Origin of the sequence: methanotrophic endosymbiont of Bathymodiolus puteoserpentis (Logatchev) (assembly GCF_900128525.1) — a bacterium.
In the GTDB taxonomy this organism is placed as follows: domain Bacteria; phylum Pseudomonadota; class Gammaproteobacteria; order Methylococcales; family Methylomonadaceae; genus Methyloprofundus.
Genome location: NZ_FQTQ01000066.1, coordinates 1 through 1,601 on the forward strand (window position 1 = coordinate 1; position 1,601 = coordinate 1,601).

Genomic DNA, 1,601 nt, shown 5'->3' on the forward strand with positions numbered 1-1,601 from the left:
ATAGCAAACCCCTATTTAATTCCCATTAGGCGAAAGCATTTGAAACGAATGAAAAGACTGTTTTTTTCATATAGTTGCGGCATGGTTTCAATTTTACCATAAATAATTATTGGGAAACTTCAGATAAGCAATTTATGGCTTTAGCAGGATAGTTATGCCTGAAGAGCAGACGTGCTGCGTTTTCAATAATACTTGCGACAGAACCAAGAGATCTCTAATATACAACAACTACATTTAATGAGGCAATAAAATGAAAAAACTAAAATTACTACCAGTACTATTTTTAATACTACTGTCCGGGCAAGTACAGGCGGAGACGTGGGAGGAGTCCATGACCACCTGGGCTGGGATTTGGAAGAAAGTCTATAGTGCTGACAATGATGTAAGTGAGCAAGGGCGTAATGAGATGACAGAGCAATACAAAGATAGGACTCGTTTTGACCCTAATTACACTTATGAGCAGCGTAAATACAGATTAATAGAATATGCTAAAAAGCATATTAATACTCATTATCCAGATATGACCACATCGACAACCAGCGATGTTATTAACTGGATTGCAAAGTGGTATAGGGCAATAATTAAGCACCCGATGGCTTCTGAGAATCCTTCCGAAGCCATGTTGTTAGACGACGAATCTTGGCTTATTTATAAGTATCCAACTGAAATAGCAAACATTGTTGCTAGACAAGCTAAAAAAGCCAAACAAGCTGAACAAGCTAGGAGAGAAGAAGTAGAAAGACGTGCTAAGTTAGCAATACCAGAACTAGAGGTTAAAGCCCCTGTTGCTGGCGTTGAGTGGGTAAGTAAGCACAAAACATTCGATTACCTTTTACCGTGTAGTACAGGAATACCTTACGCTGCAATTGTCACACATGGCGCAAACCGTATGGACTCGTTAACAGACAATGGCGAGGGGGAGCTTACTCATGAACGTGATATGGCCATCGGTTATCCTAGAATGGTTGACTTTTGTGTTGCAATCGCTGTCCCTAAGAGTGGCTTATCAACAACCTACAATGAATATGATGAAGCTCAGGAATGGCGTACTTGGTGGATGACTGAGGGCGTGGAAGATGAAAACGGAGTTCCGGTTAGAGATGAAGAGGAGGAAATGCAAGCAACTATCAAGCTGATTAAATCAGCTAAAGGTGCACTAAGAGGGACTCCAGTCTATCTAGTTATAGGCAATGACTTAGGAAAATCGGCTGTAAAGATTTTTAATAAGCTGGGTGAGGATGGCGAAATTGATGCCATTGACGGTTTTATTTACGTGAACCGTGAAACTGGTGAATTCAGCCGATACGACAGTGACGGGACAGTGTGGAAATCTGAGGACAACACTACTCCAGAATAACCACCATGTTAGTGAACAGGGACGTTACTAACACTACCAACAACGATGATGTACTGTTATTACAAAATAAAATTAAAGCCACAACGGAGAAAATAAAATGAAAAAACTAAAATTAATACCCTTAATGTTCTTAATACGGTTCTGTCGCAAGTATTATTGAAAACGCAGCACGTCTGCTCTTCAGGCATAACTATCCTGCTAAAGCCATAAATTGCTTATAAGCAGGCATATTTTCCTCGGACAA

At 40.0% G+C, this 1,601-nt stretch carries 1 protein-coding gene; it reads left to right on the plus strand.

Going from position 1 to position 1,601, the window contains the following annotated elements; all coding sequences use genetic code 11:
- The first annotated feature begins 331 nt into the window (after positions 1–331).
- Positions 332–1,357 carry a hypothetical protein gene (locus tag BQ7314_RS06070; protein ID WP_174482812.1) on the plus strand — a complete coding sequence of 342 codons (1,026 nt, stop codon included), beginning with the start codon at positions 332–334 and terminating at the stop codon, positions 1,355–1,357.
- The last annotated feature ends 244 nt before the right edge of the window (positions 1,358–1,601 follow it).